The organism is Pseudobacillus badius, from assembly GCF_002189605.1.
Lineage (GTDB): Bacteria > Bacillota > Bacilli > Bacillales > Domibacillaceae > Pseudobacillus > Pseudobacillus badius.
In genome coordinates, this window is the sequence record NZ_MWMM01000002.1 from 372,676 (window position 1) to 386,726 (window position 14,051).

15 protein-coding genes are annotated in these 14,051 nt (G+C 43.6%); 5 read left to right on the forward strand and 10 right to left on the reverse strand.

What is annotated here, in order from left to right:
- Positions 1-222 precede the first annotated feature (222 nt).
- From B1A98_RS04975 to B1A98_RS04985, 3 genes are all read right to left on the reverse strand, one after another.
- Positions 223-1,455 (reverse strand): MFS transporter, encoded by a 1,233-nt coding sequence (locus B1A98_RS04975; protein ID WP_041113281.1) that lies wholly within the window; start codon positions 1,453-1,455, stop codon positions 223-225.
- A gap of 94 nt (positions 1,456-1,549) precedes the next feature.
- The gene (gene sodA, locus B1A98_RS04980; RefSeq protein WP_063385553.1) at positions 1,550-2,158 is read right to left on the reverse strand and encodes a superoxide dismutase SodA; all 609 of its coding nucleotides are present in this window, start codon (positions 2,156-2,158) and stop codon (positions 1,550-1,552) included.
- A 252-nt stretch (positions 2,159-2,410) separates the two neighbouring features.
- Positions 2,411-4,045 (reverse strand): Na/Pi cotransporter family protein, encoded by a 1,635-nt coding sequence (locus B1A98_RS04985; protein WP_041097251.1) that lies wholly within the window; start codon positions 4,043-4,045, stop codon positions 2,411-2,413.
- A gap of 224 nt (positions 4,046-4,269) precedes the next feature.
- Here B1A98_RS04985 and B1A98_RS04990 point away from each other — a divergent pair, with 224 nt between their 5' ends.
- The 3 genes from B1A98_RS04990 to ispG all read left to right on the forward strand — a co-directional run bounded on the left by B1A98_RS04990 (position 4,270) and on the right by ispG (position 6,717).
- Positions 4,270-5,058, forward strand: a complete 789-nt coding sequence (locus tag B1A98_RS04990; protein WP_063385552.1) for a DUF1189 domain-containing protein — start codon at positions 4,270-4,272, stop codon at positions 5,056-5,058.
- 69 nt (positions 5,059-5,127) lie between these two features.
- Positions 5,128-5,460 carry a hypothetical protein gene (locus B1A98_RS04995; RefSeq protein WP_041113278.1) on the forward strand — a complete coding sequence of 111 codons (333 nt, stop codon included), beginning with the start codon at positions 5,128-5,130 and terminating at the stop codon, positions 5,458-5,460.
- 159 nt (positions 5,461-5,619) lie between these two features.
- The gene (gene ispG / locus B1A98_RS05000) at positions 5,620-6,717 is read left to right on the forward strand and encodes a flavodoxin-dependent (E)-4-hydroxy-3-methylbut-2-enyl-diphosphate synthase (protein ID WP_240492511.1); all 1,098 of its coding nucleotides are present in this window, start codon (positions 5,620-5,622) and stop codon (positions 6,715-6,717) included.
- A 39-nt stretch (positions 6,718-6,756) separates the two neighbouring features.
- Here the strand turns inward: ispG and B1A98_RS05005 are convergent, their stop codons facing one another.
- Complete coding sequence (locus B1A98_RS05005; RefSeq protein ID WP_063385550.1) at positions 6,757-7,098, reverse strand: hypothetical protein; 342 nt, start codon at positions 7,096-7,098, stop codon at positions 6,757-6,759.
- 154 nt (positions 7,099-7,252) lie between these two features.
- Between B1A98_RS05005 and B1A98_RS05010 the strand changes: the two genes are divergently transcribed.
- The gene (locus B1A98_RS05010) at positions 7,253-7,849 is read left to right on the forward strand and encodes a 5' nucleotidase, NT5C type (RefSeq protein ID WP_063385549.1); all 597 of its coding nucleotides are present in this window, start codon (positions 7,253-7,255) and stop codon (positions 7,847-7,849) included.
- Positions 7,850-7,916: 67 nt separating this feature from the next.
- Here the strand turns inward: B1A98_RS05010 and B1A98_RS05015 are convergent, their stop codons facing one another.
- From B1A98_RS05015 to B1A98_RS05030, 4 genes are all read right to left on the reverse strand, one after another.
- Entirely contained in the window at positions 7,917-8,339 is a 423-nt protein-coding gene (locus B1A98_RS05015) for a Fur family transcriptional regulator (RefSeq protein ID WP_041097264.1), read from the reverse strand.
- A gap of 6 nt (positions 8,340-8,345) precedes the next feature.
- Positions 8,346-9,182: a metal ABC transporter permease gene (locus tag B1A98_RS05020; protein ID WP_041097266.1), complete on the reverse strand. Its 837-nt coding sequence runs from the start codon at positions 9,180-9,182 to the stop codon at positions 8,346-8,348.
- Positions 9,179-9,958 (reverse strand): metal ABC transporter ATP-binding protein, encoded by a 780-nt coding sequence (locus B1A98_RS05025; protein WP_063385548.1) that lies wholly within the window; start codon positions 9,956-9,958, stop codon positions 9,179-9,181. The genes B1A98_RS05020 and B1A98_RS05025 overlap by 4 nt, the downstream gene beginning before the upstream one ends.
- A gap of 107 nt (positions 9,959-10,065) precedes the next feature.
- Positions 10,066-10,938, reverse strand: coding sequence for a YitT family protein (locus B1A98_RS05030; protein ID WP_041098205.1), 873 nt, complete (start codon positions 10,936-10,938; stop codon positions 10,066-10,068).
- Positions 10,939-11,048: 110 nt separating this feature from the next.
- On the opposite strand from B1A98_RS05030, the gene B1A98_RS05035 reads away from it, so the two are divergent.
- On the forward strand, positions 11,049-11,303 hold the full coding sequence (locus B1A98_RS05035; RefSeq protein WP_041097269.1) for a DUF2624 family protein: 255 nt from the start codon (positions 11,049-11,051) through the stop codon (positions 11,301-11,303).
- A gap of 140 nt (positions 11,304-11,443) precedes the next feature.
- Here B1A98_RS05035 and B1A98_RS05040 read toward each other — a convergent pair whose 3' ends face one another.
- Both B1A98_RS05040 and B1A98_RS05045 read right to left on the reverse strand, forming a co-directional pair.
- Entirely contained in the window at positions 11,444-12,340 is an 897-nt protein-coding gene (locus B1A98_RS05040; RefSeq protein ID WP_063385547.1) for a deoxyribonuclease IV, read from the reverse strand.
- A gap of 227 nt (positions 12,341-12,567) precedes the next feature.
- Positions 12,568-13,887 carry a DEAD/DEAH box helicase gene (locus B1A98_RS05045; protein WP_063385546.1) on the reverse strand — a complete coding sequence of 440 codons (1,320 nt, stop codon included), beginning with the start codon at positions 13,885-13,887 and terminating at the stop codon, positions 12,568-12,570.
- Positions 13,888-14,051: the final 164 nt, after the last annotated feature.

Consider the following 14,051-nt stretch of genomic DNA (forward strand, 5'->3'; position numbering starts at 1 on the left):
CTGGGCTTTTCTTCTCGGTACTGACAAATGTTTAGAGTAAGCGGGAAGAAAGCTTGATCGTCGATTACTTTCTTCATCATAACAAAAAGAGGCAAAGCTCTATTTATTCATCAAATATCTGAGCAATTGCCTGGAAAGAGGTCTTCAGCAGATAGATTCATTATCCATGCTGAAAAATTAAGTTCTACTTAATATACATCCAAGCCTAAAAAGAGACTTGGATTAGTTCACCAAGTCTCTAACAGGCTGTGTATTCACCTTTCTAATACATAAATAAATGAGACTATGGCCGGCGCCAAGAATCAGGAGCAGCACCGGAATGCTTACTTTTTCGTCAAAGAGGGTGATCGCGGCAATAAAGGATAGGATCGACACTGTCCGGCCGGCGTTAATAAAGATTTCTCTGAGAACGATGTATTCCACTCTTCTTTCCGCTGCTTCCCTGCTTCGCCCGATGACATCGTATGTCATGGACACGTAAGGCACATGCAAGAACGGATAAGCTACCGCAATGATGGCCGCATAGATCAGCAGCTTTGTGAATGTCAAATTCACAATGATTAAAAACAGCGACAGAAAAAGAGCGACGCCGCCGGCAAAGATCACTTTCTTGCGGTGTTCTTTCTTTACGAGCTTGACCGCGAGCGAGTAACTAAAAAATGAAACACCCGAATACACCAATCCATACGTTCCTAACGCAAGCTCACTTCCGGTGGTCACAAAAACAAAGACAGAAATGACGAACACAAATACGCCCTCTCTCAACCCTTGAAAAAAATGAGCATTCAGCACCCGCCGCCAATCGGGATGACGGTCTCGTTCCTTCCATACTTCCAACAATTGAAATCGGCCGCGTGAAGGGCGGCGCTTTAACAGCAGGCTTAATAAAACAGCAGCCACAAAGCAGCCAAGAGAGATGCCGAAAATGATAAAATACCCCGTATTCGAAGTAAAACGGCTAATGATAAAGCCAGCAGCGATCGGCCCAATCATTCCCCCCATAGAAAGCAGCGAACCGAAAAATCCATTAAAAAAGTCTCTTGTCTCCGGTTCTGTAATCTCAAAAGTCAGCACATTGTAAGCAAGCCAATAAAAACCGTAGCCGACACCAAGCAGTGCACCAAGCAGCACAATCCATTCCGAAGCTTGGCCGCCGATTAACAAGACCGCTATATAGAAAAAGCCGAGAAATAACACGCCCATTCTCAATACAACGATACGATCGACCTTTTTGGCGCATTGACCGGCAGCAATGTATGCCAGCAGCTCAAAGATAACCGCCGTCAGATTATAGATAGCTAAATCAATAAATCGACCCGACTGTTTCCAAAGAAAAATATTTACAAACGTGTTAGACAACGCCACGCTCAGGGAGTACAAGCCGCCAATAAGCAGCAGCAGCCCAAGATCTTTCGACAGCGCTAAGTGGCGGAACCTCTCTCGAATGATCGACAAGATGCATCCCCCTTTCTCCATTATAGCGTTTGGAGAAAAGGGCAAAGTTATTCAAAAAAAGCGAGCCGGAGAACCGGCTCGCTTTTTGCATTGATTATTTTGCTGCTTGATAACGCTTAGCTGCTTCATCCCAGTTAACAACATTCCAGAAAGCATTGATGTAATCAGGACGACGGTTTTGGTAATTTAAGTAGTACGCATGCTCCCAAACGTCCAAGCCAAGGATCGGTGTTTTGCCTTCCATGATTGGAGAATCTTGGTTTGGTGTGCTTGTTACTTCTAATTCACCGTTGTTTACAGCAAGCCAAGCCCAGCCAGAACCGAAACGGCCTGCAGCCGCAGCAGCGAATTCTTCTTTAAACTTGTCGAAGCTGCCGAATTTGCTGCTGATAGCATCAGCTAATTCGCCAGATGGCGCGCCGCCGCCGTTTGGAGAAAGGATTTGCCAGAATAGAGAGTGGTTCGCATGTCCGCCGCCGTTGTTGCGTACAGCTGTGCGTACGTTTTCTGGAACAGCATCCAGGTTAGCAATTACTTCTTCAACTGACTTGCTTGCCAATTCATCCTGGCCCTCAAGTGCTTTGTTTAAGTTTGTTACATATGTGTTGTGATGTTTCGTATGGTGGATATTCATTGTTTCCTTGTCGATATGAGGCTCCAGTGCATCATATGCATAAGGTAATTCAGGTAATTGAAATGCCATAATAAATTCCTCCCTATGTAATATTTGTTTCTCTACTTTCAATAATAAGAGTAACAAAACTGAAAGCGCTAATCAATAATAAAGCTTACAGCCCCGCAGAAAACTCTTTTCCCCTGCCGGATGCATTTGCAAGGCATACGATCTTTAAAGGCTGGAACAGAAGCGGCCATAATGTTTGCCGATAAGTAAAAAAGCAGCCTTCTCCTGTTCAAGGAAAAGACTGCTCCTGCTTCCTTTCAGATGGTCGCTGCTCTACAGATCTCTCACTCCGAGAATTGCCTCTGCAATATTCACAGCGTGGTCACCCATCCGTTCAAGGTTACTGATAATATCAACAAACACGATGCCTGCTTGTCCTGTACAAAGCCCTTCATTCATGCGCAGAATATGCTGTTTGCGCAGCTTTCTCTCCATCTTATCAATTAGATCTTCTTTTTGTGCTACTTCTTTAGCCAAGTTCAAGTCGTTCTCATCTAACGCTTTCACCGATTTATTCACAGCGGAAATCGTTAAAGCAAACATTTCCTCTAAATCCGCCATTGCTTGATCGGTGATTTTCACTTTATTCGCCTGCTGATAGTCAATCAGCTCAACAATGTTTTCACAATGATCGCCGATGCGCTCAATATCCCGAACCGCATCGATTAACATATTGTGCTTTTCTAATTCCGCTTCTGAAAGCGAGGTGCCTGATAAATGAACTAAATAATCAGTAATTTTTTTATCTAAATTATTCAAAGCCTCTTCTACTTGAGTGGCCGTATCAGCATGCTTTTGATTTTTTGTTTTTAAGTATAGCTGGACTTCCTCCATCCCTTTCACGGCGAATTGTCCCATGCGGATAACTTCCTCTTTCGCCTGTCCAAGGGCAATGGAAGGAGATTGTTCGATAAAGATTGGGTCAAGATGCTTTGCTTTATACTCAATCACTGTATCTTCCCCTGGGATCAGCTTCGTTACAATCATAGCAAGAACTCCCACGAACGGAAGCTGAATTAATGTGTTCGTCACATTAAACGTACCGTGCGCAAAGGCGATGACCATTTTGGGTTCTAGATCCAGCATACCGGTCAGGTAATGGATAAATTGTGTAAACAACGGCAGGATGATTAAAAAGATAACCGTTCCGATCACGTTAAATAATACGTGAGTGGCCGCTGCCCGTCTTGCCGCTACTGAAGCCCCAATCGATGCTAGGATAGCTGTAATGGTCGTTCCGATATTATCGCCGAACAGAACCGGCAAAGCTGCATTTAAATCAAGCAAATTCTCTGAAAATAAGCCTTGAAGGATTCCAATCGTCGCACTGGAACTTTGAACGATCACAGTGAAGATCGTTCCGACTACGACACCTAAGATAGGGCTGGAACTCATATTAACTGTTAAATCATGGAACGTTTCTAGTGAACGCAGCGGCTTCATGCCGTCGCTCATTAACTCTAAACCGAAGAATAAAGAACCAAAACCGAAAAGAATCATTCCCATATTGTGCATCTTCTTGCTCTTAAAGAAGAAGATAAATACGGCGCCAAGCGCTAGAATAGGCAAAGCATAAGCTCCCACATCGATCCCAATAATAAAGGCCGTAACTGTTGTACCTATATTAGCCCCCATAATAACGCCGATTGCCTGCCTTAGAGTCATAAACCCGGCACTGACCAATCCAACGGTAATAACCGTAGTGGCAGAACTGCTTTGAATTAAGACAGTAACAAGAATCCCCGCTAAAACTCCCATCAAAGGGTTGGTCGTAAAGCGGTCGAGAATGTCACGCAAACGGTCCCCAGCAGATTGCTGCAGTCCATCCCCCATGAGCTTTATCCCATACAGAAATATACCAAGTCCTCCTAGAAACTGGAACAGCATTTCTTGGACGTTAATCCCCATCTTTTCAACTCCTAATCAAAATGAATTCGACAAAACTTGCAAACCCTCTACAATTATTAATAAATTGCAAGGAAGAAGTAAATGCTCTCAACGAAAAATTTACAATTGATTAACATTAGGTGAGTTATGTTACATTTTCATTACAAAAAGAGAGAGAAAATAGGACGCTGCGCTTGAAAAATGAAGAGAATTAAGAATAGAATAACGAGAAGGAGGATTCACATATGAATATTTTTCAGCAGCTATGGAAGAGTCTCTATTCTCCCAAAATGATTTCTTTTTTTCGGTTTCAAGGAATAGGCAAGACCATCGCTTATGTTTTTTTATTAACGCTGATCGCTTCTCTGCCATTTATTATTCAATTCAGCCTGCTGGCAACAAGCGGCCTGTCATCCTTGAAAGAAGCTGTGAAGGAAGAACTGCCGCCATTTACGATCGAACAAGGCCAGCTGACGGCTAATGAAGTGGAATCGATCTGGATGAAAAAAGGAACGATTGATATCGTTTTTGATCCTGCAGGTACGGTGTCAGCAGCGGATGTCGCAAAAAAAACCGAAGCCATCGGACTTTTAAAGACAGAACTGGTCTTATCCATCGGAGGGCAGGTACAAACGATTTCTTATAATTTCCCAGGCATCGGAACAATTCATAAAGAGGATATCATCGATTATATCCAGTCCATTCAAGCCTACTCGGCTATTATTTTTCCTGTTCTCTTTATCATTTATTATTTATTCACTGCAGCTCTTTACTTTATCAAAGTATCCATTTTTGCTGCTATTGGCATGCTTTTTAAGCAGCTAACAGGCAGAAAGCTGTTTTACCGGCAAAGCTGGCGGCTGGCCACCTATGCTATGACGCCTGCGATTGTACTCTTTTCGCTTTTGCACATAGCCGGCATTATTCTTCCTTTCAGCTTGCTTATTGATTGGTTGTTAACGGGGCTGATGCTGTTTCTTGCTGTCCGCTCCATTCCGCTCCCAAAAGCGAAAAAGCAGCCGGAAGCACAATAACTATCTGCCGCCTCTTTTATTGTTCTATTTCTTTAGGACAAGCATATAGTACTAAAAAGAGGTGGAGAGATGAAAAATTTCTTGATCTTTATTGCTTGTATCCTAGTCGCAGCCGGTCTCTGGAACGACTTGACCAACGGCTCGCTGCCCCATATAGAAGAACCGCAGCAGCAGAAAGTGAAGGCAGAAAGGAAGGAACTGCCCGCTCTTCCTTATAAAGAAATGAAGGTGGAGCAGGGGGATACGGTCCTTTCCATTTTGGCCGACTTGCATCGCGGAAAGCTTCCGGCAGACATTGAAACAGCCATTATCGACTTTCAAGAATTAAACCAAGGCATCTCGCCGGACAGCATCCGCACGGGCGAACAATACAAATTTCCTCTGTATGAAGGCCGGAGATAACGGCTGCAAAAAGCAAAGGAGCCAAGTTCTGCAAACGGCAGCAAGCGAAAAGCGTTTTCCGCTGTCAATTCCTTGTCAGACCTGCCCGATTACTGGTACAATTGATGACTGAAGCAGCTTTTTAACAGAATGAAAAGGGGCGAATCACCATTGAGTGAAATTATCCACCGTTCAAATACACGTCCGGTGAAAGTTGGAAACTTAACCATCGGCGGAAGCAATGAACTATTTATCCAAAGTATGACAACGACTAAAACTCACGACGTAAAGGCAACGGTCGAGCAGATCCACCGCCTTGAAGAAGCTGGATGCCAAATTGTCCGCGTTGCTTGTCCTGATGAGCGTGCGGCCGATGCCATCGCAGATATAAAAAAACAAATTAATATTCCACTCGTTGTCGATATTCATTTCGACTATAAGCTCGCATTAAAAGCGATTGAAGGCGGAGCTGACAAAATTCGGATTAACCCGGGCAATATCGGCCGCCGCGAAAAAGTGGAAGCTGTAGTGAATGCCGCCAAAGCGAAAGGCATTCCGATTCGTATCGGCGTCAATGCAGGAAGCCTTGAACGCCGCATTTTAGAAAAATACGGCTACCCGACAGCTGATGGAATGGTAGAAAGTGCACTGCACCACATTAAGATTCTGGAAGACCTTGACTTCCATGACATTATTGTTTCCATGAAAGCGTCAGATGTAAACCTGGCGATCGAAGCGTATGAAAAAGCAGCTAAAGCCTTTGATTATCCGCTTCACCTCGGCATTACAGAATCCGGCACATTATTTGCAGGAACGGTAAAGAGCGCCGCAGGTCTTGGAGCCATTTTAAGCAAAGGCATCGGGAACACATTGCGCATCTCTTTAAGCGCAGATCCTGTTGAAGAAATTAAAGTAGCTCGAGAGCTGTTAAAAGCTTTTGGCCTTTCCTCCAATGCTGCAACCTTAATTTCCTGTCCAACTTGCGGACGGATCGAAATCGATTTGATCAGCATTGCTAATGAAGTAGAAGAATACATCCAGAAAATTAAAGCACCTATTAAAGTGGCGGTGCTTGGCTGCGCTGTCAACGGACCAGGAGAAGCGCGTGAGGCTGACATCGGTATCGCTGGCGCCCGCGGGGAAGGCTTGTTATTCCGCAAAGGACAAATTGTCCGCAAAGTGCCGGAAGAAACAATGGTCGAAGAGCTGAAGAAAGAAATTGACAAAATTGCTGAAGAATATTACCGGAAACAAGAAGCAGAAGCGCAAAATGCATAACATGCAAAAAGCCTGGCAAATGCCAGGCTTTTGTGTTATCTAAAAAAAGGGTAAAACGAATAGCCCCATAATCACAGCAGCAGCTCCTACGCCAATTGCCCAAGCACCAAGCATTCTCTCTCCTCTGTTCCTTGCAAAGAAACCGAGAACGATGCCAACAATCCCCAACAGAACCGGCATAATAAACAACGCGAGAACAGAAACGATTAAACCGGCATATCCAAAACCGCGGCCGCCCGTAGTTCTATCCTCTCCATCATCTATCCTTTCCTCATCATCGATACGTGAAGGAACCGGATCAGTCAGTTCAGCAGCTGTCTCTTCATACATCCCTGTTTCGCCTGCGGGCATTGGGTCTCTGTCAAATTTATTATCATCCATTGCTACTCATCCCCTCACTATCATCATTTAAGGAGCCTTTATAGTATTGGCATTTGCGTTAAAATTATTCCGATCGCCAAGGTCTTTCATAACAATCTTCACCAAAATATGATACACTTTGATAAAGATTTCACAACGTAAGGAGCAAAGAACGATGAAAGAAAAACGGTTTGGCATCGATATCGATGGAACAGTTACTTGTCCAACGAGTCTGATCCCGTTCATTAACGAGGACTTTTCTTTAAATATTACGCTTGATGATATAAAGAAATACGATTTATCCGAAGCACTTGATATTCCAGCAGAACGCTTCAGCGATTGGTTCAACAAAAAAGAACCAGCAATTTATTCCAGCTCTCCCCTTGCAGAAGGAGCGAAGGAAGTCCTTTTAAAGTGGAAAAAACAATTTCAGCTGTTTTTTATTAGTGCCCGCAGAAGCCACCTGATGGATATTACTGAACAATGGTTTGAAAAGCAGGATATTCTTTATGATCGCATTGAGCTAATTGGCTCTCATGACAAAATCAAGGCAGCCAAGCAATATGAAGTGGACATTTTCTTTGAAGATAAACATGATAATGCAGTTAGCATTCATGAAGAACTGCGTATTCCTGTGCTCTTATTCAATACTCCCTATAACCAAGACCCGGTGCCTGAGGGAGTCATTCGCGTCAATAATTGGACACAGGCAGAGCAGTGGGTGGATCAATGGGTCCATACAGAAAAAACGCTTCCCCTCAACAGAAGCTAACAAATAGAAAAAGGATGCAAAAGAAGCATAAAGCTTTTTTGCATCCTTTTTTTGATATTCAGCGGTTTTAGGCCTCTTTTGCTGGCGAGCAGGACGGACACAACCCATAAATTTCAAATTTGTGGCCGGACACTTCATATCCGGGAAGCTCATGAATGTGATCCATTGGACATAAATGAATTTCCCGGGTCTTGCCGCAAGTGAGGCAAATAAAATGATGATGATGCTCCTTATGCGAGCAAGTGAAACGGTAATGCCGCTCGCCAGATAATTCAGTTTCCTCAAGAATCCCCATCTCTACAAACAACGCTAAGTTCCGATAAATCGTGTCAAAGCTAAGTCCTGGATAGCTGTCCTTCATCTCCTCCAGCACTTCTTTTGCTGTTAAATATTTATCTTTGCGCGCAAATAGCGCCAGCATATCCTCGCGCTTGCCGGTCTGCTTATATCCCCTTTTCTTTAAAAGCTCAACCGCTTCCGTTAAATTCATGCTTTCTCACCCCGCCTTTGTAAACTTTTTAGCCGCAATGACGAGCAATAAAATCAAGATAGAGGCCACAACAATCGTTCCGCCCGGAGCCAGATCCAAATAAAAGGCACTAACCAATCCGGCAAGCACCGCGATTTCACCAAACAAGACAGAATAAGCAATGGTCTGCTTAAAGCCTTTGGCCATCCGCATAGCGGCAGCAACCGGCAATGTCATCAGCGCGGATACAAGCAGGACACCGACAATCCTCATAGAGGCTGCAATCACAAGCGCCACAAGAATGATAAATATAAAATGGATAGACTTGGCCGGTATGCCTGAAGCTTTAGCATGCTCTTCATCAAATGACAGCAAAAATAATTCCTTATACAATAAATAAACGGTTGCTATCACAATGAGGCTAATGAGGCAGATCAGCCACAAGTCTTCACGGCTGACAGCGCTGACGCTGCCGAACAAGTAGCTGAATAAATCCGTGTTGAAGCCGTCCGCCAATGAAATAAAGATCACACCTACGCCTATGCCTCCCGACAAAATAATCGGTATGGCCAATTCCTGATAATGCTTATAAACCGTTCTCAGCCGTTCAATGAACAAAGAGCCGATAATCGAAAAAACCATTCCCGAATACATAGGATTAAGCCAGGCGAGAAAAGTAAATGTCTGGCTAAAGTACAATCCAGCCGCAATCCCGGCCAGCGTTACATGGCTAAGAGCATCCGCGATGAGCGAAAGCCGTCTTACAACGATAAACGCACCTAGAAGCGGCGCAATTACTCCAATAATCATGCCCGTCAAAAAAGCATTTTGAAGAAACTCATATTGTCCGATTGCTTCAATCATACATCTGCCCCCTGATGCTCGTGATGATGGTCAAGGAGATGAATGCCGTGTCCATATAAGTCGGACAAATCCTCTTCATCGAGTGTTTCAAACTGCTGCATGCTGCCGTGGAAATGCAAATATTTATTTAAGCAAGCCACATGGGTCACTTTATCGCTAATAATGCCAATATCGTGTGTCACCAGCAAAAGTGTAATTCCCATCTGCTGATTTAAATAAGCAAGCATGTTATAAAATGATTCGACATTTTTGCTATCCACTCCAACAGTCGGCTCATCGAGGATAAGAATATCCGGTTTGGATACAATCGCTCTGGCAATAAAGATCCGCTGCTGCTGTCCGCCGGAAAGCTCCCCGATATTCCGGGCAAGAAACGCCTCCATCCCTACTGCTTCTACAGCCGCTTTAATCGCCTGCTTTTCCTTGCTTCCCGGCCGCCGGAAGAGTCCCAGCTTCTTCGTTAAGCCGCTCGCTACTACCTCATAGACAGTTGCAGGGAAGCCCGTATTAAATGAATTGGCTTTTTGCGAGACAAAGCCAATCCGATCCCAGTTTTTAAAACTCTTCTGAGGGGTGCCAAACAGGAAAACTTCCCCTTCCTTCACTTTTAACAAGCCCAAAATTAATTTAAGCAAAGTGGATTTTCCTGAGCCATTCGGACCTACTAAACCTAAAAAAGCCCCTTTAGGGACAGATAATTGAATGTTCTCTAACACATTATCCCGGTCATAACGGTAGGACACGTTTTTAATTTCAATGACAGGTGGTTGATTCATTGAAGTGTCTCCTTTATAAGAATGATTACGATTTGTAAATCAAATGAAGTATACAACATCTAATAAGAAAAGTAAATCGGAACTGCCTCCTGGCAGCTCCGGCTTGGTTAATGGATCGCTGTCTTAAAACGGCCGCCTCTTGTCTCATGGGTATTCATAATCGTCAGAAAAGCATCCGGATCCACATCATTGATAATGCTTTTGAGCTTAGTGATCTCCAGCCGAGTGACAACTACATAAATCACTTCTTTTTCCGAATCTGTAAACCCGCCTTTTCCTTTCAGCTTGGTGGTTCCCCTTCCAAGACGATGAAGAATAACATCGGACATTTCCTCATAAAAATCAGAAATAATGATGCAGGCCTTCGTTTCCTCTAATCCCTGAATGACCGTATCAATCGCTTTAAATGCAATATAGTACGTCATAACGGAGTACATAGCATTCTCCGTGCCCAGTACAAAAGCGGCCCAGCCAAATACAAAGATATTAATGAACATAACAAACTCCCCGACGGAAAAAGGCAATTTTTTCGTCATCAAAATGCCGAGGATTTCCGTGCCGTCAAGCGTACCGCCATGGCGAATCACAAGCCCGACTCCCAGGCCAAGAAGAAGCCCGCCAAAGATAGCCGCCAAAATCGGCTGATTTGTAAATGGATCGAATCGATGAAAGCTGTTTTCCAGAAAAGCAAGACAAATGATTCCAAAAAGCGAAGAAAACATAAACGTCTTTCCGATCTGCTTGTAACCAAAATAAAGAAATGGAATATTTAATAGAACAACAAATGTGGAGAAATTCAGCAGCGGATGCTGGAATAAGTAACTTAGGATTAGCGATATCCCAATGATTCCCCCGTCAATGATATTGTTAGGAACAAGAAATAATTCAATGGCGGCAGCGGCAAAAGCTGCTCCCACCAAGATCATAACGAGGCGGTAAAAAGAGCGGGATTTACTTTCTCTTTTGTGTTGTTTAGGCATACCATCATTCCTTTTTATTTTAGAATATTCTTTTCGCTCCATTCTGTCCTTCAATCACCTCTTTTTCTTTCTCTCATACATTAAACATAGAAGAAAAGGAGTGACTGCTAATGAAATTCTTACAGCACCTCATTAATCAAAAGGCGCAAACAATTACGGCAGATGAATTATTAAATTATGCAAAGGGACTGGATATCCCGTTAAAAAGGGAAGAGGCTGAAAAAGTTTCCAGCCTTCTGCGCAGACAAAAAGTCAATTTATTTAATGAACAGGCGAGGGCAAGTCTGTTGAGGGAAATTGCCGCCATCACGAACGAACAAACCGCAAATAAACTAAATAAATTGCTGACCACATTTTTACAATAAAAAACGCAAAGATGCTCATTTGCAGCCCGGCTCACGAGTCAAACAGGGAGTAGAAGCTTGCGGTTAGGCAGCAAAAGAAGAAGCGCTTGTCCCTTCTTTTGCTGCCGCGCATCCGCTTGCTCATAAAGAAAATACGCTCGTTAATGAACAGCTGTCACTTTCTTTAGTACCTCATCATCAAAGGCTTTTTGACGGAACATTTCAATTTCAAATTTGTAAGGCGGTTTGCGTGATTTTTTATCTTCGCCCACGTATGGAGTTTCTAAAATTTTAGGAACCTCCATCAGCTGAGGGTGATGAACGATATAATTAAGCGCGTCAAATCCAATGTAGCCAAACCCAATGTTTTCATGACGGTCTTTTCTCGCCCCTTGTTCATTTTTGCTGTCGTTGATATGCAAAACCTTGATCCGGTCTACTCCAACGACACGGTCAAAGTGGTCAAGCACTCCGTCAAAATCTTCTTTAATGGCGTAACCCGCATCATGGGTATGGCACGTATCAAAGCAAACCGATAATTTATCGTTTAAATGTACGCCGTCGATAATCATCGCCAGCTCTTCAAACGATGCGCCGCACTCCGATCCTTTGCCAGCCATCGTTTCGAGCGCTATTTGGACATCTATGTCTTTGGTCAGCACCTCATTGAGCCCTTCAACAATTTTCTTGATGCCCGCTTCCGCCCCCGCTCCGACATGAGCACCGGGGTGAAGAACAATTTGTTTAGCGCCGAGAGCAGCAGTGCGTTCTATTTCTGAACGCAAAAAGTTCACTCCAAGCTCAAATGTGCTTGCGCTTACTGTATTGCCGATATTAATAATATAGGGAGCATGGACAACAATGTCGCTCATATTATTTTCTTTCATATGAAGCCAGCCCTTATCAATGTTCAGTTCTTCGATTTTCTTTCTTCTTGTATTTTGAGGAGCCCCTGTATAAATCATAAATGTATTTGCCCCATAGGAAGCCGCCTCTTCACTTGCCCCAAGGAGCATTTTTTTCCCGCTCATAGAAACGTGAGAACCAATTTTCAACATATGTATCTCTCCTTTATCTCTTTATTTTACTAAAAAAAAGAGCTTGTTTCAGCAAAAAAGACCTGCCGCAGCAGGTCCCGGTCCATTGACAAATACTTGCTTTCTTCTTTTGGCGAGCTGCCAAGTCAGACTTCTTGAAAAGCCGTTGCTTCCAATCTGCCTAATAAGCAGGTTCGGTACAATCTGCCGTTCTCTTGCTTGCAGCAGCGGATTTGCTGGCTTCTGTCTTACCCTTTGTTGTTGCGTTTCCCTTCTAGACGGCGGGCACGCTTTTTAAATTGGACTACTTCTCTTTGCATTTTCTTCTTGTAGCCTGGTTTTACCTTTTTCGGTTTACGGACGATTGATTTAGCTTTTGCGTCAATGTCATCAGCGGCTTTTTCCCGTTTCTTCCGCTGATTGCGGTCAGCCAGCTCTATCCACTCTCCTTGGCGCAAATCAGCAGAACGGAAGGTGATGCCGAGCTTCTCTAACCGGACGAGGGCATCCTCGTCAGATGGCAGATAAATAGTCGCGCATATTCCTGAGGAGCCTGCCCGCGCTGTCCGCCCTGCCCGGTGAATGTAGAAATCCAAATCCTTTGGCAGTTCATAATTAATTACGTGGCTTACCCCTTCAATATCAATGCCCCGTGCCGCCAGATCCGTGGCCACGATAAATTGATAATCAAGATCGCGAATTTGCTTCATCATTTTCTTGCGGTCACGGGGGGATAAATCACCGTGTATACGCCCTGTTTTTAAACCTTTTTCTAAAAGAGCATCCGCTACCTCGTCGGCTTTTTGCTTCGTATTTGTAAAAATAACCGCTAGATACGGGTTGTATGCCTGCAGCATGTCAGACAGCAAATCAATCTTCTCCCGGCTTTTTTTGGGAACAAGGATATGATCAATATTTTCTGCTGAAATATGCTTAGGCTGAATGTGAATATACTCCGGGTTTTCCATATATTTTTTCAAAAACGGTTTCAACTTTTCCGGAATTGTCGCTGAAAAAACATACATGCTTAATTGCTCTGGCATTCTCGAAGCAATCTGGTCAACATCGACAATAAACCCCATGTCGAGCATTAAATCCGCTTCATCAATCACGAGCATCTGAGCTTTATGCACAGACAGCGCTTGGGCTTGTATTAAATCATTGATTCTTCCAGGTGTGCCGACTACGATATGCGGCTGATTTTTCAGCTTTTCAATATCGCGCTGCTTATCGGTGCCTCCGATGTAGCAGCGGGCGGTAATTTCCTCATCAGACAAACGGGCAATCTTAAGAACCTCCTGATAAATCTGATTAGCGAGCTCTCTTGTTGGCGCTGTAATTACCGCTTGCACTTCTTTTTTGGCCGGGTTAATTTTATGAAGAATCGGCAGAACATACGAGTGTGTTTTCCCGGTTCCCGTTTGCGATTGGCCGATCGCGCTTTCCCCTTTTAACACCAGAGGAATCATTTTGGTTTGAATGGCCGTCGGCTCATGAAACCCTAATTGCTTTATTCCTTTATTAATAAACGGCTGAAATCCGTACTTTTCAAATTGATGATTTGTCAAATGTGACACTCCTTTTGGCTGAAAACAGCCTTTTTCTCCATCTTGATATTATATCAAAACCTTTCATAAATCAAAGGCATCCTTATGGATTCGTTTATTTTCGGGAAAAACCTTTTTGCTTTTTGCTGCATACAATAACGAAGAAGAACAGATGAAAGGATGAA